Below are 21,214 nucleotides of genomic sequence, written 5' to 3' on the forward strand. Positions count from 1 at the left end.
CCCAGGGCCGGCTAGTGTTGATCCAGCAGTCCGTTACCAACCGGTAACTTCAGCCAGTCCAGCGCCAATTTCAGCCAAACTACGTACTGTCTTAACGCCAGCGTCTTCCAGAGCAGCAAACTTTTCGTCTGCAGTGCCCTTGCCGCCAGAAATGATCGCTCCAGCATGACCCATACGCTTGCCTTTAGGTGCGGTAACACCAGCAATGTAAGACACAACCGGCTTAGTCACATTCGCTTTGATATAGGCCGCAGCCTCTTCTTCAGCGGTGCCACCGATCTCGCCGATCATTACAATCGCTTCGGTAGCCGGATCATTCTGGAACATTTCCAGAATATCGATGAAGTTAGAACCGGGAATCGGATCGCCGCCAATACCCACACACGTGGACTGACCGTAACCTGCATCAGTGGTCTGCTTGACCGCCTCGTAGGTCAGGGTTCCTGAACGAGAGACGATACCGACTTTACCAGGTAGATGAATGCTGCCTGGCATAATGCCGATTTTGCTCTCTCCAGGAGTAATAACTCCAGGACAGTTAGGCCCTATCAGACGGACACCCAACTCGTCGCATTTAACCTTGGCTTCGAGCATGTCCAGCGTAGGAATACCTTCTGTAATACAGACGATCAGGCTAATCCCACCATTGGCCGCCTCCAGAATCGAATCCTTACAAAATGCCGCAGGCACATAGATAACCGAAGCATCAGCGCCAGTTGCAGCGACAGCTTCTGCCACAGTATTAAAAACGGGCAAACCCAGGTGCTCCTGCCCGCCCTTACCGGGAGTGACGCCACCGACCATCTGAGTACCGTACTCAATCGCCTGCTCGGAGTGGAATGTACCCTGCGAACCAGTAAAGCCCTGGCAAATTACCTTGGTGTTCTTATCAATCAAAATACTCATGACTGGCTCTCCGCCGCTTTCACTGCCTGCTGTGCAGCGTCGGTAAGACTCTCAGCAGTGATAATATTCAACCCACTATCAGCCATTAGTTTACGGCCGAGCTCCGCATTATTGCCTTCCAGTCGGACCACCACCGGAACCGCAACACCAACCTCTTCCACCGCGCCAATAATACCCTCGGCAATCAGGTCGCAACGCACAATACCGCCAAAAATATTTACCAGCACGGCTTTAACGTTGTCGTCGGAAAGAATGATCTTGAACGCCTCGGTAACACGTTCTTTGGTCGCACCGCCGCCAACATCGAGAAAGTTAGCAGGGAAGCCACCGTGTAATGCCACAATATCCATGGTGCCCATGGCCAGTCCAGCGCCATTAACCATGCAACCAATGCTGCCATCCAGCGCTACATAGTTGAGTTCCCATTGCGCGGCATGCGCCTCGCGCTCATCTTCCTGGCTCGGGTCATGCATGTCTCGCAGTCCGCCCTGACGGTACATAGCATTACCATCCACGCCCAGCTTGGCGTCCAGACAGTGCAGGTTACCCTCTTCAGTAATTACCAGCGGGTTTACTTCTATCAGTGCCAGATCCTTATCTTGAAACAGTTGCGCCAGACCCATGAAGATCTTCACAAACTGCTTGATCTGATCGCCTTTCAAGCCAAGGTTAAAAGCCAGCTCACGGCCCTGATAGGGCTGTGCGCCCGTCAGAGGATCAATAATAGCGCGCAGGATCTTGTCAGGAGTTTCCTCAGCGACCTTCTCAATTTCAACGCCACCTTCAGTGGAAGCCATAAACACGATACGACGACTGGCACGATCTACCACCGCCCCGAGATACAGTTCATCAGCAATATCGGTGCAGGTTTCAACCAGAATCTTGCTCACCGGCTGACCATTTTCATCAGTCTGATAGGTCACCAAATTCTTACCCAACCAGTGCTCGGCGAAATCGCGTATTTCTTCCTTTGACTTTACCAGCTTGACGCCGCCAGCTTTGCCGCGACCACCAGCGTGTACCTGAGCTTTAACCACCCACATATCGCCGCCAATTTTGTCCGCTGCGTTTGCAGCGTCCTCTGGGGTGTCTACCGCGTAACCTTTGGAAACTGGTAAACCGTACTCAGCAAACAGCTGCTTGCCCTGATACTCATGAAGATTCATGTATTTCTACCGTGTGTTGGAAAACGAAACCGTAAATGGCGGTTATCAAGCCTTGCAGCTCCCGCCCCCATATTCTTATGGTCGTATGCTGAAAATGCGGCGCTAATTTTCTATGAAAACGGCCGAACGCGCAAATCTATTTGCGCGGCCGCCGATTTGGTATGTGAATCGCGTGACCGTCTACGGCCAATGCGGCCTCATGCACTGCCTCAGAAAGCGTCGGATGCGCGAACACAGTCAGCCCAATATCTTCTGAGCTGGCGCCAAATTCCATGGCAATAACAACCTGCTGAACCAGGTCTGCGGCGTTTGGACCGACAACGTGGCAGCCCAAAATACGGTCGCTTTCAGCATCTGCCAGCATCTTTACCATACCTTGCGAGTCGTTAATCGCAAGGGCTCTGCCGCTGGCAGCAAACGGAAACACCCCGCTTTTGTATTCAATGCCTTCGGCTTTCAGCTCCTGTTCAGTTTTACCGACCGCGGCAATCTCCGGATGCGTATAAATAACCGAAGGAATCGTCTCGTAGTTCATTTCAGCGTGCTTACCGGCAATGCGCTCAGCCACCATGACACCTTCTTCCGACCCTTTATGGGCCAGCATCGGGCCGCGCACTATGTCACCAACCGCATAGATACAGGGAGCTTCCGTTTCGCAAAAATCGTTAACAAAGATGAAACCGCGCTCATCCATGGTGACGCCGCTATCACCGGCTAACAGATTCTCTGTCTGCGGCCTACGGCCTACCGCCACTATTAACTTGTCGAAGACCTCTTCATGTTCACCATCGCCATCGGTATAGGTCACAGTGACGGCATCGCCACCCGCCACGGCTCCGGTAACACGGGCGCCCATACGGATATCAAGGCCCTGACCGCTGAGGATTTTCTTGCTTTCGCGGGCTATCTGAACATCCATCATCGGCAAAAATTCATCCAATGCTTCCAGCACGACTACTTCGGCACCACAACGATTCCAGACGCTACCCAGTTCAAGACCGATTACACCGGCGCCAATCACGCCCAAGCGCGCGGGTACTGACTGAAATTCCAGGGCACCAGTAGAGTCGACAATCAAGTTGTTGTCGATCGGCGCTGGTGGTATCTCAACCGGAACCGAGCCGGTCGCGATAATGATGTTCGCGGCTTCAATGACCGACACGTCTCCCTCGGCAGTGGTGAGCTCGACCTTATGCCCCGCCAACACCTTGCCACTACCGATCACAGGCGTGACGCCGTTCGCTTTGAAGAGCCCGGTAATGCCCCCGGTTAACTGGTCGACGATTTTGTCTTTACGCGCCAACATAGCTGGCACGTTCAAGGAAGCGCTAGCTACTTCGATACCATGCACACCCAGTTCACTGGCGGCTTCATGGAATTTGTGACTGCTGTGTAGCAGGGCTTTGGAGGGGATACAGCCGACATTGAGACAAGTACCTCCCAACCGCGACTTGCCAGCCGAGTCCAGCCACTTTTCAACACAGGCAACTTTAAGCCCCAACTGTGCGGCACGAATGGCAGCGACATAGCCGGCCGGACCTGAGCCTATAACAACGACATCATATGAATCGGACATGGTAACTCCTGTAGAGACTTATGCTATGTCGCATGCGCGCCATAGCCAAAGAAAAAAAACGTCGGGCGACAGACTTAAAGCTGTAACAAAATTCGCGCCGGATCCTCAATAAAATCTTTGATCGAAGCCAGAAATTGCACCGCATCCTTACCATCGACCAAACGATGATCATAGGACAAAGCCAGGTACATCATAGGCTGAATGACAACTTCACCATCGACGGCCATAGGCCGGTCCTGAATTTTGTGCATACCCAAAATACCGGTCTGAGGCGGATTCAGAATGGGCGTAGACAGCAAGGACCCAAATACGCCGCCATTAGTAATGGTGAAGGTGCCTCCGGTCATATCTTCAATGCTCAGCTTGCCGTTGCGGGCACGGCCACCAAAGTCGGCAATACGCGCTTCAATATCTGCCATGCTCATAAAATCAGCATCACGCAATACGGGCACCACCAAACCATTCTCGGTAGACACGGCGACGCCGACATCCTGGTAACCGTGATAGACGATATCATCACCGTCGATGGATGCATTGACCACCGGAAAGCGCTTCAACGCCTCGCAGGCAGCTTTCACAAAAAAGCCCATAAAGCCCAGTCGGGTGCCGTTGTGAGCTCCCTGAAACTGCTCTTTGTATTTGCCGCGCAACGCCATGACAGGCGCCATATTGACCTCATTGAAGGTCGTCAGCATGGCAGTCTCGCGTGACACACTGAGCAGACGCTCGGCAATGCGCTTACGCATACGCGTCATGGGAACCCGTCGCTCTAGCCTATCACCACCGGGCTCAGCCGCAGCGATAACCGGACTCTGCGCTGGCGCCGCAGGAACCGGCGTTGGTGCAACACGCGCCGCTTCTATATGTTTCAATAAATCATCTTTGGTAATGCGGCCATCTCTGCCAGTGCCGACCACCTGTGCCAGGTCGACACCTTCTTCCTCAGCCATCCGACGCGCCGCAGGCCCGAGCTGCGCCATAGCACCGTCGTCATCAGCCGCTGGTTGCTCAGGAGTGCCTGGAGGTGCAGCCACGGGGGCAGGGCTAGTCTTGGCAACCTTGCCCTCCTCTAGTCTCCCTATTACCTCGTCACTCAGAATTACTTCGCCGGCAGGTTTGACAATCTCGGTAAGCACGCCGTCAAACGGTGCGACCACCTCCATAACAACCTTGTCGGTCTCAATCTCTACCAACAGTTCATCACGCTGCACCGGATCTCCCGCGGCCTTGTGCCAAACTGCTATTTCTCCATCCGCCACTGACTCTGGGAATGACGGTGCCTTGATATCTTGTGCCATGTTTTTACCTAGTCCGCCGCTAAAGCTGCGTTAATGAGACGTTCCTGTTGTTCAAGGTGAAGGGCCATATAGCCTGCCGCGGGTGCGGCGGCTGCATCACGTCCCACATAGTGGAGATACACCTCGGGTTTATGTCTGAATAAAACGCGCCGCATGTGGTGCTGACTGGAATACCAGGCGCCCTGATTCATAGGCTCTTCCTGGCACCAGATCGCGTCTTTAAGATTGGGATACTGTTGCAGTATGCGAAACAGATCAGGCTCAGGGAACGGGTATAGCTGTTCCATCCTGACCAGCGCAATATCGTCGATGCCGCGATCTCTGCGAGCGTCGCGAAGGTCGTAGTATACCTTGCCTGAACACAGGACCACGCGCCGCACTTTGTCGCTATCCAGGTCATCTGTTTCCGGCAACACATTCTGAAAGCAACCGCTCGCCAGGTCTTCAATGGTCGATACTGCCTGCTTATGCCGTAAAAGGCTCTTTGGCGACATCACAATCAGCGGAGTTCGCAGCGGTCTGATCGCCTGCCGTCGCAGCATATGATAAACCTGTGCGGGAGTTGTAGGCACACATACCTGAATATTGTGCTCAGCACAGAGCTGTAAAAACCGCTCCAGTCGCGCCGAAGAATGCTCAGGGCCCTGACCCTCATAGCCGTGGGGCAACAACAGCGTCAGACCGCAGACGCGATTCCACTTGTGCTCACCGCTGGTAATAAATTGATCAATGACGACCTGAGCGCCATTGGCAAAGTCACCAAATTGAGCCTCCCAGATCACCAGGCCTTTGGGCGCAGTGGTTGCATAGCCGTATTCAAATGCCAACACCGCTTCCTCAGACAGCAGCGAATCATATATCTCAAATACCGGCTGTTCCTTGCTGATCTTTTGCAAGGGAATGTAGATGCTGCCATCTTTTTGATTGTGCAGAACCGCATGGCGGTGAGAAAAGGTACCGCGACCCACATCCTGTCCGGTCAGCCGAATGGGATAGTCCTCTTGCAACAAGGTGGCATAGGCCATCGTTTCCGCAAAGCCCCAGTTAATCTCCATAGACCCCGCTGCCATCTTGCGGCGGTCTGTCAGAATTCTATTCACCTGACGCTGCAGCGGCACACCCTCGGGTGACTGGTTAATCTGTGCACCTAGTTCTTGCAGGCGTTTGATAGGAATAGACGTGTCGCATTCAATATCCCAGTTATGACCCAAATAGGGTTCCCAGTCTACGAACATAGAGCTATTGGGCTCATGTACCAGACTTTTCACCATCGGCTGATCACGATCCAGAGAGGCACGCAGCTCTTCGACCAGATATTCGTCTTCTTCTGCGGTGATCACCCCGCTGGCAATGAGTCGCTGTGCATACAGATCGCGCGTGGTTGGATGGTGCTTGATCTTCTCGTACATCAGCGGCTGGGTGGTCGACGGTTCGTCCGCCTCGTTGTGGCCACGACGTCGGTAGCAAACCAGATCCAGCACCACATCTTTGGTAAATTCATTGCGGTAGTCGACCGCCAGTTGCGTCACAAATAACACCGCTTCCGGATCATCCGCATTGACGTGAAAAATAGGCGCCTGCACCATTTTGGCAATGTCAGTACAGTATTCAGTAGAACGTGCATCAGCGCGGCGACTGGTGGTAAAGCCGATCTGGTTGTTCAACACCACATGGATGGTGCCACCGGTGCGGTAGCCACGGGTCTGCGACATCTGGAAGGTTTCCATGACCACACCCTGTCCGGCGAAAGCGGCATCGCCATGCAACACGATGGGGACCACGGTGTTGCCCTGGGGGTCTAGACGCCGGTCCTGTCTGGCACGCACGGAGCCCTCAACCACAGGGCTTACAATTTCCAGATGCGAGGGATTGAAAGCCAATGCCAGGTGACACTCACCACCTTCGGTCATAACATTCGAAGAGAAACCCTGATGATATTTGACGTCACCGGAGCTGGTGTAAGTAACTTTGCCCTCAAACTCATCAAACAACTCTGAGGGCTTTTTACCAAACACGTTGACCAGGACATTGAGCCGTCCGCGGTGGGCCATACCAATAACAATTTCTTTGGCACCATAACCGCCAGAGCGCTGCACCATCTCCGACAGCATCGGAATCAGTGACTCTCCGCCTTCAAGACCGAAACGCTTGGTACCCGGGTATTTGGAACCCAGCGACTTTTCTAGTCCCTCCGCCTTGATTAGACGGCGCAGTAATTTTCGGCGTACTTCATCACCGTAGTCAGGCGCGCAACGGACGCTTTCCATGCGCTGCATGATCCAGTGCCGCTCCTCAGTCGCTACAATGTGCATGAACTCTGCGCCTACCGTATTGCAATAGGTGCGTTCCATGGCATCGACAATTTCACCCAAGGTAGCGTCAGCCTTACCAATATGCAGACTGCCGGTTTGGAACACAGTATCAAAATCGGCTGTGCTCAATTCGTGAAAAGCCAGCTCCAGGTCAGGAATATGTTGGCGTTCAGCGAGCCCGAGAGGATCCAGTTTGGCCTTCTGATGACCGCGCTGACGGTAAGTAGAGATCAGTTGCACCACTCGCACCTGCTTGCGCTCATACTCGGTGGCTTTACTGTCTTGCTGCACCGTAGCTTCAGTGCGCACCCGCATCTTGCCAATTTGGGCAAAGCGGTCACGGACCGTAGAGTGGGGTACGTCCTGCAAGGCGTTGCCGTTTACACGGGGCAAGCTGTCGAAGTACCCCCGCCACTCTTCAGGTACCGCGTTAGGATCCTTAAGGTAGGTTTCATAGAGGTCTTCTACGTAGGTGGCATTGCCACCCGATATATGGGAGCTCTTCCAAAGGAGCTCCATGCTGCCTTCTTGCATCACTTTCCTGTCAGCCGCTGGGGCTCTTAACTACAAACACGTGCCCAAGTTTGGCACAAATCAGGTGGCGCGTTGCAATAACATGTTACGAATATGGCCAATAGCACGCGTCGGATTCAAACCCTTGGGGCAGACTGCAACACAATTTTGAATACCATGACAGCGAAATACGCTGAAAGGGTCGTCCAGATTGGCCAGTCTGTCTTCAGTCGCCGTATCCCGGCTATCCGCCAGGAATCGATAGGCCTGAAGCAAGCCTGCGGGGCCGATAAATCGATCCGGGTTCCACCAGAACGAGGGGCAACTGGTCGAACAGCAGGCGCACAAGATGCACTCATACAGGCCATCCAGCTTTTCACGTTCCGCTGGCGTCTGCAGACGTTCAATCGCCGGTGCCGGGGTATCGTTCTGCAAGTAGGGCTGAATTTTTTCATACTGGGCGTAGAACAGGGTCATATCAACCACCAGATCTCGCACCACCGGCAGGCCGGGTAATGGACGCACAATCAGCTTGTTGTTCTTTACTGTCGTTGACAGTGGCGAAATACAAGCAAGGCCATTCTTACCATTCATATTGACTCCATCAGAGCCGCATACGCCTTCGCGACAGGAGCGCCGGTAAGCCACTGAAGAATCCTGGGCCTTGATCAGCTCCAGTACGTCGAGCACCATCAGGTCCTTGCCGCCGGTATCGACTTCAAGGTCCTGCATATAAGGTTCGCTATCGGTATCCGGGTTATAGCGATAAATACTGACTTGTAGCATGTTGCTTTATCCCCTTAATAGGTCCTGATTTTAGGTTGAAACGTGTCAACTGTCTTGGGCTCAAAGTTGACGCCGCGCTTGCTGACTTGCTTATTGACTGGATCATAGACGGAGTGGCAGAGCCAGTTTTCGTCATCGCGTTCCTGAAAATCATCACGCGCATGAGCACCACGACTCTCGTCACGGGCTTCTGCGGGTATCGCGGTAGATTCAGCAACTTCCAGCAAGTTTTGCAATTCCAGTAATTCAATACGAGCAGTATTAAAGGCCTGGCTCTTGTCTTTCAGGTGCGCACCTTCAATACGCGGCCGCAGATCTTCAAGCTTGGCAATGCCATCGCGCATAAACTCACCTTTGCGGAACACACCGAAGTGATTCTGCATAATACCCTGTAGCTCTTTACGCAGGTCGGCAACATTCTCCCCTGAAGAGGATTCGTTGACGCCATTCAGGCGTTCCATCGCATGATCAACATCAGACTGCGAAGAATCCCGCAGTTCGATACCTGTGCGCAGCGCACTTTCGATATGCAGCCCTGAAGCACGACCAAACACCACCAGATCGAGCAGAGAATTACCGCCTAACCGGTTGGCGCCGTGCACAGATACACAAGCGGCTTCGCCACAGGCGTAAAGGCCTGGAATAACATGATCATTGCCCTGTGCATCCAAGGTCAGTGCCTGACCATGAACGTTGGTGGGGATACCACCCATCATATAGTGGCAGGTTGGCACAACCGGGATCGGCTCTTTCACCGGATCAGCATGTGCAAAGGTACGCGACAGCTCGCAAATACCCGGCAGACGACTCTCGAGCACTTCCTCACCCAGGTGGTCCAGCTTCAGGAATACATGGTCACCGTCAGGGCCACATCCGCGACCCTCGAGAATTTCCAGCACCATGGAACGTGCCACGACATCACGGCCAGCCAGATCCTTGGCGTTGGGCGCATAGCGCTCCATAAAACGCTCACCATCCTTGTTGATCAGATAACCGCCCTCACCTCGACAACCCTCAGTAACGAGCGTGCCAGCACCATGAATACCAGTGGGGTGAAACTGCCACATTTCCATGTCCTGCACGGGAAAACCCGCCCGCAAGGCCATGCCGATACCGTCTCCGGTATTGATATGAGCATTTGTCGTGGACGCGTAGATACGTCCGGCGCCGCCGGTGGCAAATACAGTCGCCTTGGATTTAACGTAGACGGTTTCGCCGGTTTCCATGCAAATGGCGATAACCCCGGTCACAGCACCGTCCTGATTCTTGACCAGGTCTACTGCAAACCACTCGTTAAAGAAGGTGGTCTCATTTTTGACGTTGTTCTGATACAGGGTATGTAGCAGCGCATGGCCAGTACGATCCGCTGCCGCACAGGTACGTGCAGCCTGACCGCCTTCGCCAAAGTTTTTAGATTGACCACCAAAGGGCCGCTGGTAGATGCGCCCCTCCTCGGTACGTGAAAAAGGCAAGCCCATATGCTCGAGTTCAAAAATCGCCTCGGGACCTACCGAGCACATATACTCAATGGCATCCTGATCACCGATATAATCTGACCCCTTAACGGTGTCATACATATGCCAGCGCCAATCGTCATCGGGATCATCGGAGGCAATGGCACATGTGATGCCACCCTGAGCCGATACCGTGTGCGAGCGGGTCGGGAATACCTTGGTTATAACAGCGGTTTTATAGCCCGACTGCGAAAGCTGCAGGGCAGCACGCATACCAGCACCACCGCCGCCTACGATAACCCCATCAAATGATATTGTACGAATTCCAGCCATGCTTAGCTTCCCCAGATAATAGAAATGCCCCACACCACATAGGTGAAGAGGGCAACGGCACAAACGCAGGTCAATACGCCACGCAACAAATTGGCTTTGGCGCCCATCATGCGGGGCGTCACGTAATCTGTCAGCGTACACCACAGACCAATCCAGGCATGAGCGGCCAGAGACAGTAGTGCTGCCACACTGAACACACGCACCCACGTCGGCTCAAAGGTCGTGCGCCATTCCTGATAGCTCATATCAGGATTAGCGACCACAACCGCGCCGATAAAAATAAAATAGGCCAACAAAACCACACCGCTCACGCGCTGTACTAGCCAGTCATACAGACCCGAACGGCCAAAGTTAGTAACGGCAGTTACCATATCCATATCCCCGCAACAACAATCAGGATTGCGGCTACAGCCACAACAATTTTGGCGCCCAAAATGCCGCCCTCGAGAGTTTCTCCAACACCCGCATCACCGAACAAATGCTTAATACCGGAGGCCGCATGGTAAATGAGCGCGGCCACAATCACCCAGATCACCAGCTTATACAAAGGCGAGGCCAGCTCCAGCTTTAACGCGTTAAAGCTCTCCTCACTGGCCAGACTGGCGTCCAGAGCATAGATAAGCACGGCCATGGCCACAAATAGAAATACGCCGGAAGCGCGTGTCAGGATTGACACCAAAGCTGGCAGAGGCAGCTTGATGGTTGTCATGTCCAGATTTACAGGTCGATTATCATTCACAGTAATAACACCACTTTGCCCCAGACAGTGCGGGCTGTTTATCCTAAAGAAAGGTGAGCAATCTGAAACCGCGCTAGAGCCCATTCAGGCTGGGCGCGACCGGCGGAATTATAGTGATAACGTCTGCCAAATACAATTGACAAAATCAGCCGAAACTCTATAGTTGACCCCCCCACAGACTCAGATCAGGACCCTTCATGAGCGACAAGACCGCCACCCTATCTATAGCCGACCCTAATGGCGCCATCGAGACCATCGAACTACCCGTTTACAGCGGTACTATAGGCCCAGACGTTGTTGATGTCGGAGCACTGACTGCACAGGGTATGTTTACTTATGACCCCGGCTTTGTCTCAACCGCAGCCTGTGAATCGCAAATTACCTATATAGATGGAGCGCAAGGCATTCTGCTGCACCGCGGCTACCCTATCGAGCAACTGGCAGAGCACTCCGATTACCTGGAGACCTGCTACCTGCTGCTCTACGGCGAACTGCCCACTGCCGAGCAAAAGGCGGAGTTTGAGAACACCGTGCGCTACCACACTATGGTCCACGACCAGCTGACATCGTTCTTCCACGGCTTTCGCCGCGACGCCCACCCCATGGCCATCTTGTGTGGTGTGGTAGGCGCTTTGTCCGCCTTTTACCACGATTCTCTGGACATCAGTGACGAACAGCACCGCGAGATTGCCGCTTTCCGACTCATCGCCAAGATGCCAACGCTGGCCGCTATGAGCTACAAATTTTCCGTGGGACAGCCGTTTATGTACCCGGATAATAGCCTGGGTTATGCAGAAAACTTTCTGCACATGATGTTTGGCACTCCCTGCGAGGAATCCAACGTCAATCCTGTTTTGGCCAGAGCCATGGACAGAATCTTCCTGCTCCACGCTGACCACGAGCAGAATGCCTCTACCTCTACCGTGCGTTTAACCGGTTCTTCGGGCGCTAATCCGTTTGCCTGTATCGCCGCCGGTATTGCCGCACTGTGGGGTCCTTCCCACGGTGGCGCCAACGAAGCAGTGCTCAATATGCTTGAGGAAATTGGCGATGTGAGCCGTATCGACGAGTTTGTTGCCCGCGCCAAGGACAAAGAAGATCCGTTCCGACTGATGGGCTTTGGCCACCGTGTTTACAAGAACTTTGATCCTCGCGCCAAGGTTATGAAAGAAGCCGCTGACGAAGTGCTGGCTGAACTCGGCATCGAGAATGACCCGCTGCTGGAAATTGCCAAGCGTCTGGAACAAATAGCTCTGGAAGACGACTATTTTATCAGCAAGAAACTTTACCCCAATGTCGATTTCTACTCCGGTATTATTCTGAAGGCGATTGGCATTCCCACCAGTATGTTTACCGTGATTTTCGCGGTTGGCCGTACGGTTGGATGGATCGCTCACTGGCATGAGATGATTAGCGGTAGCTACCGTATTGGGCGTCCGCGTCAGCTCTATACTGGCCACGAACAGCGCGATTACAGCCCGTTAGAAGATCGGTAATGTCCGCCATTGTTATCAGCGGTACCGGGCTTTTCACGCCTGAGCAGTCCATTAGTAATGCGGAGCTAGTCGAATCCTTCAACACTTGGGTTGATAGCGCTAACAGTGCCAACGCCATCGCAATAAATGCCGGTGAGCAGGAGCCGCTGCAGCACTCCAGCGTCGAGTTTATTGAAAAAGCATCCGGTATCAAAAGCCGCTATGTGATCGATAAGACCGGTATTCTCGATCCTGAGCGCATGGCACCACGTATTCCCGAGAGGCCCAATACTGAACCCTCTTTGCAGTGCGAAATTGGTGTCGCGGCAGCCCGTCAAGCCTTGTCTATGGCCGGCAAAACCCCACAGGACGTTGATGCCGTGCTGGTCGCCTGTTCTAACCTGCAACGCGCCTACCCGGCTATGGCAGTGGAACTGCAAGCGGCATTGGGTATTGAAGGCTGGGGCTATGACATGAACGTTGCCTGCTCCTCGGCCACATTCGCGCTGCAACAAGCACGCGATAGCATCGCTAACGGCAGCGCTCGCTGCGTGCTCATAATCAACCCTGAAATTTGTAGCGGCCACTTGAATTTTCGCGATCGCGATGCTCACTTTATCTTTGGTGATGTGTGCACAGCCATGGTCGTGGAGAGCGCAGAAACCGCGACCTCCGAATCCCAGTTCGAGATACTGGGAGCACGTTTGCAGACCTCCTTCTCCAACAATATCCGCAACAATTTCGGCTTTCTTAATCGTGCAGACGAAACCGGCGCGGGTCAGCCCGACAAGCTATTTGTGCAAAATGGTCGCAAGGTCTTCAAGGAAGTCTGTCCCATGGTCGCCGAGCAGATAGTTGCGCATTTGGAGAGCCTGGAACTGACACCGGAGCAGCTCAAGCGTATGTGGCTACACCAAGCCAACCTGAGTATGAATCAATTGATAGGCAAGCGAGTGCTCGGCCGCGAGGCCAGCGCTGCTGAGGCCCCGACTATCCTCGATGAATATGCCAACACTAGCTCCGCGGGGTCCGTCATCGCCTTTCATAAGTACAACGATGACTTTGCTTCCGGTGATCTCGGCGTATTGTGCTCCTTCGGCGCCGGCTACAGCATCGGCAGTATCGTTCTGCGTAAGGTCTAGCCCGCTGGGGCCTCAGCCGAGGTCATCCAGCGCGTCCAGCAAACACTGACACTCCTCACGGGTGCCCACGGTAATCCGCAGAAACTCATCGATGCGCGGTTTGGCAAAATGCCGCACCAACACGCCGCGCTCCCGCAGCTGAGCGAATACTTTGGCGGCGTCACCGTGGTCAGGTCGCGCAAACAAGAAATTGGCCGCCGACGGCAACACCCCAAATCCCCTGTCCCTCAGTTCAGCCGCTAGCCACTCACGCAGTTCAATCAGCCGCTGACAACTATCATTAAACCAGCCCACGTCTTCCAGAGCCGCAATGGCGCCAGCTTGCGCGAGTCGATCCAACGGATAAGAATTGAAGCTGTCTTTGACTCGCTGCAACCCCTCAATCAACGCAGCATCTCCAAACGCCGCACCAACCCGCAGTCCCGCTAGCCCGCGTGACTTGGACAAGGTCTGCACGACCAGCAAATTACTGAATTTGTGGATCAACGGAACGACACTTTCACCACCGAAATCAACGTAGGCCTCATCGACCACAACGACAGTGTCAGGGTTCGCTGCCAACAGACTGGCAATAGCCGCAGCACCAACAACTACCCCCGTGGGGGCGTTAGGATTTGCAAAAATGATACCGCCATTGGGACGCTGGTAATCCTCCAGTTGCACGGCAAAGTCATCATCCAGTGGCACCGTCTCGTAGTCGAGACCAAATAACGCCGCATAGACCGGATAAAAACTGTAAGAGATATCCGGAAACAAAAGCGGGCGCCGGGGCTGAAACAGCGCCCGAAATACATGCGCCAACACCTCATCAGAGCCATTACCGACGAATACCTCGGCGCTGGAAACTCCAGCGACCTTGGCCAGTGCGGCTCTCAGGTCAACGCTCTCCGGGTCAGGATACAGGCGCAGGCTCTCGTTGTTAGCTCCACCAATAGCTTCCAGAGCGCGCGAAGACGGCGCCCATGGTAATTCATTAGTGTTAAGCTTGGTGAGCTGGGCCTTTGGCTGCTCACCCGGCACATAGGGAGAAAGGGAGGCCACCAGCGGGCTCCAGAAACGGGACATCGAACAACTCCTGCGGAAACGAACAAACATTTTACTCAATAATGGCTAAACTTACCCGTTTGAGATGTATTCACACTATACGGCCATATTCATCCTGAAAAAGAATTTCTATAATAAGCAACCAAATCGAGGAATCTACGCCATGCCCCCCAGAAATCCATTTGCCAATCTGTTTGTCGAGTCACCTATGCGGCCACTGCAGGATCATATGGACCGCGTCTACGAGACCACTGCCGCTTTAGTCCCCTTCCTTCAGGCTGCGCAAGCCGGAGACTGGAAGCTCGCCCGGGTAGAGCAGAAGAAGATTGTGAAGTTGGAACATGTTGCCGACAAACAGAAGCGGTCCGTGCGCACTCATTTACCAAAAAGCCTGTTCATGCCCGTATCACGCTCAGATTTACTCGAACTGGTCAGTGTACAGGACCATATTGCCAATGCCGCCAAGGACGTTTCGGGACTCATGTTGGGAAGAAAAATGCGTTTCCCGGAGGAGATCGCGGAAGATTTCATTGCCTATGCGAAGGCGAACATAGACACCGCGAAACAGGCAATGAAGGCGGTTAAGCGCCTCGATCATGTGCTCGAGCTTGGTTTCAGCAAACGCGAATTGCAAAGCGTCGAGAAAGAGGTTGCAGAAATAGAACATCTGGAACACCTCACCGACAAACTGCAGATTAAACTCCGCGCCAAGCTGCACACTATCGAAGAAAACTTGAATGCGGTCGATGTCATGTTCCTCTACCGCATTATTGACAGCCTGGCGAAAATTTCAGATCACGCAGAGAAGGTCGGCAGTCGTCTGCAGATAGTCGTCGCAGTTTGATCCCGGCCCGACATTAGCTGCAGGCACAAACCGCCTGCGGTCTCGTCAAGTTGATTGAGACAGTGGGCACTCGCAGGCGCCTACTTCTCTTCAAGTTGAGCGATCAGATCGCTAATTTCAAGGTGGCGCACGTCCAAACCCTTGACCAGATAGATAACGTATTCAGCAATATTACAGGCGTGATCACCGACGCGCTCCAGAGCACGTAAAGCCCACATTTCCTTTAAAACAGAGCCAATAACGCGAGGGTCTTCGACCATATAGGTCATCAGGGAGCGCATCGCACTGCCATACTCCTTGTCGACCTGGCTGTCTTCCTTAGCAACTTGTATCGCCATATCCACATCCAGTCGGGCGAAGGCATCCAGCGCATCGTGAACCATTCCGGCGACATGGTTACCAATATGCCGCAATTCTACGTAGCCACTGGGAGAAGCACCCTCCTCACACAGTGTGATCGATTGCCGCGCGATCTTGGCAGCTTCATCACCAATTCGTTCGAGGTCGGATATAGCTTTGCTAATCGCTAGTACCAGCCGCAGATCACTTGCGGTGGGCTGGCGGCGCGCGAGAATACGCGAACAATCATCATCTATCTCCACTTCCAGCATGTTGACGTCATGATCACGACTGACCACTCGCTCGGCCTGATCAGGGTCCTTTTCCACCAGCGAGTGGACCGCGGAGCTAACCTGCTGCTCAACCATACCGCCCATTTCCAACATGCGAGCTTTAATCTCTTCCAACTCATGATCAAACTGAGCCGAGATATGTTGAGTGTTACTGTCGTGAGTGACCATGTTGCGACTCCCCTCTAACCGTAGCGTCCAGTGATATAATCTTCAGTCTGTTTCTTGCCCGGATTGGTAAACAGCTGATCCGTTGAATCATACTCAATCAGCTTACCCATATACATAAAGGCAGTCATATCAGAGACTCGCGCCGCCTGCTGCATATTGTGCGTCACAATAACGATGGTATAGCGAGACTTGAGCTCATAAATAAGCTCTTCAATCTTCAAAGTACTGATAGGGTCAAGCGCCGAAGCCGGCTCATCCAATAAGACAACCTCAGGTTCTACCGCTATGGTGCGGGCAATGACCAGCCGCTGCTGCTGACCACCGGATAAACCCAGTGCGCTGTCACCCAGCCGGTCTTTAACCTCATCCCATAACGCAGCCGCCTTTAGCGACTTTTCCACGGCCTCATCCAGCACGCGCTTCTTGTTAATTCCCTGTATGCGCAGACCGTAAGCGACGTTTTCGTAAATCGACTTGGGGAACGGGTTGGGTTTTTGAAACACCATACCTATGCGTCTGCGCAAGGCTGATACATCGATGCGACGATCGTAGATGTTGTCATCATCCATCAGAATCTTACCTTCCACACGACAACCGTCGACCAGATCATTCATGCGATTAAAACAACGCAACAAACTAGACTTGCCACAGCCACTGGGGCCAATAAACGCCGTTACCCGTTGCCGCGGTATTTCCAGATCGATATCAAACAGCGCCTGGGTTTGGCCACCGTAGAACAAGCTCAGACCCTCAACCTTGAGCGCGAGACCCGCATCATCAAGCCCCTGCGCCGGTTGCCGACCCAACGCCTCCATATCTATGCCATGTGTCTGTATAGTCAAACTCTAACCCTCAGCTTTCCAGCGACTTATAGCGTTCGCGCAGACGGTTGCGCAGGGAAACCGCCGTAAAATTTAGCAGTGCGATAATAATCACCAGCAGCAAGGCGGTGGCGTAAACCAGTGGCCGGGCTGCTTCAACATTCGGGCTCTGAAATCCGACGTCATAAATATGAAAGCCCAGATGCATGAATTTCTGATCCAGATGCACAAAGGGGTAATTACCGTCCACCGGTAGCGATGGCGCCAACTTGACGACTCCGACCAACATCAACGGTGCTACTTCACCGGCTGCTCGCGCCACCGCAAGTATAAGGCCTGTCATTATCGCCGGGCTGGCCATAGGCAAGACCACTCTCCACAAGGTTTCCGCGCGCGTAGCCCCCAAAGCGAGGCTGCCCTCGCGGACCGCGCTGGGTATCCGTGAAAGCCCCTCTTCCGTTGCCACAATAACCACGGGCAAGGTCAGCAAAGCCAGCGTCAGTGATGCCCACATCAGCCCCGGCGTTCCAAATGTAGGGCTAGGCAGCGCAGCTGAGAAAAACAGAGAGTCGAGTTCACCGCCCACGATATACACAAAGAAGCCGAGGCCAAAAACGCCATAAACGATTGAAGGCACGCCCGCGAGATTATTGACCGCCACTCTGATGGTACGTGTCACCAGGCCCTGGCGTGCATATTCACGTAGGTAAACAGCAGCAATGACGCCAAAGGGCGTGACCATTACTGACATCAACAACACCATCATTACGGTACCGAAAATAGCCGGAAATACGCCACCTTCAGTATTGGCTTCACGCGGTTCTGTTGACAAAAACTCCCAGAGCTTGGCAACGTAATGTCCCATTTTTTGCAACAGACTCATCTGGTTTGGTAGTGTCGCTCGCACCACCTTGGCTATCGCCTGATCGACGATGCGTCCATCAACCAGTCGCACCTCGTAACGATCATCCCGTATAGAATCATACAGTGATGCGAGTTGCTGCTGCAGAACCCTATATTCCGCGTCGAGCACCGCTCGCTGTTCTGCCAATTCTGCCAGGGCGCCGGGATTTACATCTCCCGCCATTTCCAGTTTGCGCTCGGCGAGTCGCACCGCCTCCATACCATGATTAATACTGCCAATTTCTTTACGTTCTATGCGGTGAATCTCTTCACGCACCGCCACGCTGCCTGCTATTGCCTGCTGGAAGGCCTGCCAGGTCCGGGGAACACCCTCACCCTCGGCAACTCGCTCACCGCGCACGGTTACACTATGCAAAAATCCGTACTGATTACCCCACTCCAGTCGCTCTACCACCATCGCCCATTCCGGGTTATGAGTATCCACCAACTGCTCTTCCAGCACCCAGACAAAGTCGCTGCCCAGAAAATCACGGTTGCCCTGCTTGAACAGCATGCGATTGAAAAACGGGCCTGCCCCTACCAGGGTTATTCCGGCACTGCGCAGCTGCTCGCCACTAACCTGTTTCTCTTCGACAAGGACGCCCAACTGGGCAGACTCCTGACCATCGTAGACAACACCAGATTGTATGATGTTATTCGGCCAGAAGTGTCCAAAGCCACGCACCGCAAGCAGCGATATCAAACCCACAACCGCAATAACGCTGATGCTCACCGCTGCACCATTCGCCCAGATCAGCGGTTCACCGCTGCGAATCCAGGTCAGCATGCCAGCGCGCTTTTGCAGGTATAGACTGTTTTTTTCAGAAGCAGACATCAGAGCGACCCGTATTTCACACGCAGGCGCTGACGAATAATCTCAGCGATCGTGTTGACCACGAAAGTAAACATAAACAGTACAAAAGCTGCCAGAAACAAGATTCTGAAGTGACTGCTATCGACTTCTGCCTCCGGTACTTCGACAGCAATATTCGCAGCCAGCGTGCGCATGCCCTCAAATATATTGGCGTCCATAATTGGCGTATTACCGGTCGCCATCAAGACGATCATAGTTTCGCCTACTGCCCGCCCCAGACCGATCATAAGCCCGGAGAAAATGCCCGGGCTGGCGGTAGGGATGACCACCCCGACCAGGGTTTGCCAGGGCGTCGCGCCCAGCGCCAGACTGCCGTAGCTCAAATGCTTGGGCACCGCAAAGATGGCATCTTCAGCGATCGAGAAAATGGTGGGAATAACTGCCATGCCCATGGCAATACCAACAACCAGAGCGTTGCGCTGATCAAATGATATGCCCAGATCCTGTGTAATCCAGGCCCGCATGTCACCACCAAATAGCAGTAGCTCCACGCTGTCGTTCATCGCAAAACACAGCCAGGTTACGCCGCACACCACCGGTATGAGAATCGCCGCATGCCAGCCATCAGGTACCAGGGTACGCAGATTGACCGGCAACCGTGACCAGAAAAAAGCGAAACCCAAAATACCCACCGGCATCAGCAACAGCACCGAAAACACTCCGGTCAGGTTAGTTTCTACAAAAGGTGCCAGCCACAGACCCGCAAGAAAACCCAGGATGACGGTTGGCAGCGCCTCCATCAGCTCGATAAGAGGTTTTATTTTGCGTCGCAAAGCAGGGGCCATAAAATAGGCCGTATAGATCGCGCCACATATGGCCAGTGGTGCCGCGATCAGCATCGCGTAGAAAGCCGCCTTCAAAGTCCCGAATGCCAGCGGTGCGAAACTGTACTTGGGCTCAAAATCGTTACTGGAAGCGGAAGACTGCCAAGTGTAATCAGGCTCCGGATAGCTTTCGTACCAAATCTTGGTCCACAGTGCCGAGAAGGAAATCTCGGGATGCTCGTTGTCGATATCCCACTGACTGACCTTGCCGTTCTGGTCCATTAACAACAAAGCATCGGCTCGTGGTGCTATTGCCGCCACCTGTGTGGCTCGGTAATCCACAGACTGACTCAGTAACTTGCGCTGCCCTGTGGTGTGAAATATTTGTAACTGTCCATCTGCATCAAGCGCCAGAAAACCCTTTCGACGCTGCTCTGGTAGCAATTGCAACAACTGCGCTCCGCCAGTGTCAAAGGAGCGGATCTTGTTCAGCGCCGCCTCTTTGCCATTACGTACCATAAAGTACTGGGATAACTCACCGTCGGTGGACGCTGCCAATAAGGAAATACCACCCAGTAGCATGCTACTGGTGCTGAGCTCACTGCCATCCGCAAACAGGCGACCTTCATCCGCGAGCTGCTGGGCGCCGCTCACATCTTCACGATTGAGATCGATGACCTGATAGGCGCCCGCTTTATCCAGCAGATACAACCAACGCTGGTCTGTGCCCAGATACAGCGCAGCGTATTCCTTGCGCGGCAAATTCAGGCTCAACTCCTCGCGCTCCAACTCTATCTCGCCACTGAGAAAGTTCTCTTCTTTGGTATACCGAACGACCCACAGCTCACCACTCGTCGATTGAGCGGCGATCACCAACCCGGCATCGGTATCACGCAGTGCCAATAGTGCCAGCGCCGATCCATCTGCCGCAACCTGAATCGGATCGTCCCCATGAGGATATTCGATGCGCGGTGTGATCAACCGTTTATCGTCGGGATAAGAGAGACGATACTCGTGGGAGGCCAGCAACACAGTACCGTCAGCGTAACCAAGCCCTAGTAAACGGCTATCAGCAGCCTCTGCACTAACTACGGTGAGTGCTACCGAATCCTGCTGTCGTAGCGGTTGATAAAGCACAGTCGCCCCGGATGCCAACTCTGAAAACCGCGCGTGGCCGCCGGTATCCAGAATCAGGCTCATCTCACCCTGCTCTTCAATATACATATAGGCAGCATCAGTCGCTGCTGTCAGCTGCAGTTGTTGCTCAGTGGCAAGTTCAATCTTGGCTGCGGAGAACAGTGGCAGGATTTCATAAACCAGATAGAAAAATATGAGCAGAATCGACATCAGCACCGCTCCGCCACCGGCACTGATTACCACGGTAGCGGCACGGTCCTTGAAATGGCGCCAGGGCGCCATCCATTTAGGGGTCTGTTCTGCGAGAGAAGTCATCTTGGAAATCGA

Annotated in this window: 17 protein-coding genes; 3 read left to right on the plus strand and 14 right to left on the minus strand. The window is 53.6% G+C overall.

Annotated features, from left to right (window positions below; genetic code table 11):
* Positions 1–33: 33 nt before the first annotated feature.
* The 9 genes from sucD to sdhC all read right to left on the minus strand — a co-directional run bounded on the left by sucD (position 34) and on the right by sdhC (position 11,083).
* The gene (gene sucD / locus EYC98_RS11450; protein WP_279245475.1) at positions 34–906 is read right to left on the minus strand and encodes a succinate--CoA ligase subunit alpha; all 873 of its coding nucleotides are present in this window, start codon (positions 904–906) and stop codon (positions 34–36) included.
* Positions 903–2,072, minus strand: coding sequence for an ADP-forming succinate--CoA ligase subunit beta (sucC, locus tag EYC98_RS11455; protein WP_279245476.1), 1,170 nt, complete (start codon positions 2,070–2,072; stop codon positions 903–905). The genes sucD and sucC overlap by 4 nt, the downstream gene beginning before the upstream one ends.
* A gap of 136 nt (positions 2,073–2,208) precedes the next feature.
* Positions 2,209–3,648 (minus strand): dihydrolipoyl dehydrogenase, encoded by a 1,440-nt coding sequence (gene lpdA / locus EYC98_RS11460; RefSeq protein ID WP_279245477.1) that lies wholly within the window; start codon positions 3,646–3,648, stop codon positions 2,209–2,211.
* 74 nt (positions 3,649–3,722) lie between these two features.
* The gene (odhB, locus tag EYC98_RS11465) at positions 3,723–4,946 is read right to left on the minus strand and encodes a 2-oxoglutarate dehydrogenase complex dihydrolipoyllysine-residue succinyltransferase (RefSeq protein WP_279245478.1); all 1,224 of its coding nucleotides are present in this window, start codon (positions 4,944–4,946) and stop codon (positions 3,723–3,725) included.
* A gap of 8 nt (positions 4,947–4,954) precedes the next feature.
* Positions 4,955–7,777: a 2-oxoglutarate dehydrogenase E1 component gene (locus EYC98_RS11470; RefSeq protein ID WP_279245479.1), complete on the minus strand. Its 2,823-nt coding sequence runs from the start codon at positions 7,775–7,777 to the stop codon at positions 4,955–4,957.
* Positions 7,778–7,852: 75 nt separating this feature from the next.
* Positions 7,853–8,557, minus strand: a complete 705-nt coding sequence (locus EYC98_RS11475; protein ID WP_279245480.1) for a succinate dehydrogenase iron-sulfur subunit — start codon at positions 8,555–8,557, stop codon at positions 7,853–7,855.
* 14 nt (positions 8,558–8,571) lie between these two features.
* Positions 8,572–10,344 (minus strand): succinate dehydrogenase flavoprotein subunit, encoded by a 1,773-nt coding sequence (sdhA, locus tag EYC98_RS11480; RefSeq protein ID WP_279245481.1) that lies wholly within the window; start codon positions 10,342–10,344, stop codon positions 8,572–8,574.
* Between the two features lie 2 nt (positions 10,345–10,346).
* Positions 10,347–10,715 (minus strand): succinate dehydrogenase, hydrophobic membrane anchor protein, encoded by a 369-nt coding sequence (gene sdhD / locus EYC98_RS11485; RefSeq protein WP_279245482.1) that lies wholly within the window; start codon positions 10,713–10,715, stop codon positions 10,347–10,349.
* Positions 10,709–11,083, minus strand: a complete 375-nt coding sequence (sdhC, locus tag EYC98_RS11490) for a succinate dehydrogenase, cytochrome b556 subunit (RefSeq protein WP_279245483.1) — start codon at positions 11,081–11,083, stop codon at positions 10,709–10,711. Before sdhC ends, sdhD begins: the two co-directional genes overlap by 7 nt.
* Before the next feature lie 197 nt (positions 11,084–11,280).
* Here sdhC and gltA point away from each other — a divergent pair, with 197 nt between their 5' ends.
* Together gltA and EYC98_RS11500 are read left to right on the plus strand one after the other, a co-directional pair.
* A complete protein-coding gene (gltA, locus tag EYC98_RS11495; protein ID WP_279245484.1) occupies positions 11,281–12,579 on the plus strand; it encodes a citrate synthase in 1,299 nt (432 codons plus the stop codon).
* Positions 12,579–13,700, plus strand: coding sequence for a beta-ketoacyl-ACP synthase III (locus EYC98_RS11500; protein WP_279245485.1), 1,122 nt, complete (start codon positions 12,579–12,581; stop codon positions 13,698–13,700). Before gltA ends, EYC98_RS11500 begins: the two co-directional genes overlap by 1 nt.
* A 12-nt stretch (positions 13,701–13,712) precedes the next feature.
* On the opposite strand, the gene hisC is transcribed toward EYC98_RS11500, so the two are convergent.
* On the minus strand, positions 13,713–14,765 hold the full coding sequence (hisC, locus tag EYC98_RS11505) for a histidinol-phosphate transaminase (protein ID WP_279245486.1): 1,053 nt from the start codon (positions 14,763–14,765) through the stop codon (positions 13,713–13,715).
* A 142-nt stretch (positions 14,766–14,907) separates the two neighbouring features.
* Between hisC and EYC98_RS11510 the strand changes: the two genes are divergently transcribed.
* Positions 14,908–15,588: a TIGR00153 family protein gene (locus EYC98_RS11510; protein ID WP_279245487.1), complete on the plus strand. Its 681-nt coding sequence runs from the start codon at positions 14,908–14,910 to the stop codon at positions 15,586–15,588.
* 80 nt (positions 15,589–15,668) lie between these two features.
* On the opposite strand, the gene phoU is transcribed toward EYC98_RS11510, so the two are convergent.
* Genes phoU through EYC98_RS11530 form a run of 4 tightly spaced genes read right to left on the minus strand, consistent with a single transcriptional unit; the run spans position 15,669 to position 21,202 of the window.
* Positions 15,669–16,388, minus strand: coding sequence for a phosphate signaling complex protein PhoU (gene phoU / locus EYC98_RS11515; RefSeq protein WP_279245488.1), 720 nt, complete (start codon positions 16,386–16,388; stop codon positions 15,669–15,671).
* 14 nt (positions 16,389–16,402) lie between these two features.
* Positions 16,403–17,203, minus strand: a complete 801-nt coding sequence (pstB, locus tag EYC98_RS11520; protein WP_279246074.1) for a phosphate ABC transporter ATP-binding protein PstB — start codon at positions 17,201–17,203, stop codon at positions 16,403–16,405.
* Between the two features lie 37 nt (positions 17,204–17,240).
* The gene (pstA, locus tag EYC98_RS11525; RefSeq protein ID WP_279245489.1) at positions 17,241–18,947 is read right to left on the minus strand and encodes a phosphate ABC transporter permease PstA; all 1,707 of its coding nucleotides are present in this window, start codon (positions 18,945–18,947) and stop codon (positions 17,241–17,243) included.
* Complete coding sequence (locus EYC98_RS11530) at positions 18,947–21,202, minus strand: ABC transporter permease subunit (protein ID WP_279245490.1); 2,256 nt, start codon at positions 21,200–21,202, stop codon at positions 18,947–18,949. Before EYC98_RS11530 ends, pstA begins: the two co-directional genes overlap by 1 nt.
* Between the last annotated feature and the right edge of the window lie 12 nt (positions 21,203–21,214).

The organism is Candidatus Litorirhabdus singularis (assembly GCF_026262625.1).
In the GTDB taxonomy this organism is placed as follows: Bacteria; Pseudomonadota; Gammaproteobacteria; order Pseudomonadales; family Halieaceae; genus Litorirhabdus; species Litorirhabdus singularis.

Excerpts from the sequence above, each read along its gene's own strand:
- sucD (WP_279245475.1), bottom strand. The coding sequence starts at position 906 with ATGAGTATTTTGATTGATAAGAACACCAAGGTAATTTGCCAGGGCTTT.
- sucC (WP_279245476.1), bottom strand. The coding sequence starts at position 2,072 with ATGAATCTTCATGAGTATCAGGGCAAGCAGCTGTTTGCTGAGTACGGT.
- lpdA (WP_279245477.1), bottom strand. The coding sequence starts at position 3,648 with ATGTCCGATTCATATGATGTCGTTGTTATAGGCTCAGGTCCGGCCGGC.
- odhB (WP_279245478.1), bottom strand. The coding sequence starts at position 4,946 with ATGGCACAAGATATCAAGGCACCGTCATTCCCAGAGTCAGTGGCGGAT.
- EYC98_RS11470 (WP_279245479.1), bottom strand. The coding sequence starts at position 7,777 with ATGGAGCTCCTTTGGAAGAGCTCCCATATATCGGGTGGCAATGCCACC.
- EYC98_RS11475 (WP_279245480.1), bottom strand. The coding sequence starts at position 8,557 with ATGCTACAAGTCAGTATTTATCGCTATAACCCGGATACCGATAGCGAA.
- sdhA (WP_279245481.1), bottom strand. The coding sequence starts at position 10,344 with ATGGCTGGAATTCGTACAATATCATTTGATGGGGTTATCGTAGGCGGC.
- sdhD (WP_279245482.1), bottom strand. The coding sequence starts at position 10,715 with ATGGTAACTGCCGTTACTAACTTTGGCCGTTCGGGTCTGTATGACTGG.
- gltA (WP_279245484.1), top strand. The coding sequence starts at position 11,281 with ATGAGCGACAAGACCGCCACCCTATCTATAGCCGACCCTAATGGCGCC.
- EYC98_RS11500 (WP_279245485.1), top strand. The coding sequence starts at position 12,579 with ATGTCCGCCATTGTTATCAGCGGTACCGGGCTTTTCACGCCTGAGCAG.
- hisC (WP_279245486.1), bottom strand. The coding sequence starts at position 14,765 with ATGTCCCGTTTCTGGAGCCCGCTGGTGGCCTCCCTTTCTCCCTATGTG.
- EYC98_RS11510 (WP_279245487.1), top strand. The coding sequence starts at position 14,908 with ATGCCCCCCAGAAATCCATTTGCCAATCTGTTTGTCGAGTCACCTATG.
- phoU (WP_279245488.1), bottom strand. The coding sequence starts at position 16,388 with ATGGTCACTCACGACAGTAACACTCAACATATCTCGGCTCAGTTTGAT.
- pstB (WP_279246074.1), bottom strand. The coding sequence starts at position 17,203 with ATGGAGGCGTTGGGTCGGCAACCGGCGCAGGGGCTTGATGATGCGGGT.
- pstA (WP_279245489.1), bottom strand. The coding sequence starts at position 18,947 with ATGTCTGCTTCTGAAAAAAACAGTCTATACCTGCAAAAGCGCGCTGGC.
- EYC98_RS11530 (WP_279245490.1), bottom strand. The coding sequence starts at position 21,202 with ATGACTTCTCTCGCAGAACAGACCCCTAAATGGATGGCGCCCTGGCGC.